The 236-nt window shown below is 63.1% G+C and carries 1 pseudogene; it reads right to left on the bottom strand.

Going from position 1 to position 236, the window contains the following annotated elements:
• Window positions 1-236: pseudogene (locus tag SB816_RS34895) on the bottom strand (D-amino-acid oxidase); the annotation flags it as partial.

Here is a 236-nt window from a genome sequence, read left to right as displayed (position 1 = left end):
CTGGATGGCGGCGGCATTCGGTTTCGGATCGAGAATGCGAACTCGTTCCATCGGCGTCGGCGCATCGAGCCGCCAATGTTTCAACGTTTCATGGCCGCCACGGATACCCTCCAGCCCGCCCGGACGCAGGCTGCGCCAGCGCTTGAGGAACATCGGCACGAATTCGCGCGCGAATCGCATTTGCTGTGCGGTTGGGTCGATGCGTCCAAGGCCGCTGATCGCAAGGGTGTAACCGC

Source organism: Achromobacter sp. SIMBA_011 (assembly GCF_046535435.1).
Taxonomy (GTDB): Bacteria; Pseudomonadota; Gammaproteobacteria; order Burkholderiales; family Burkholderiaceae_B; genus Achromobacter; species Achromobacter dolens.
Note: the sequence above shows the minus strand (reverse complement) of the source record. Positions and strands in the feature narration are given on the sequence as shown.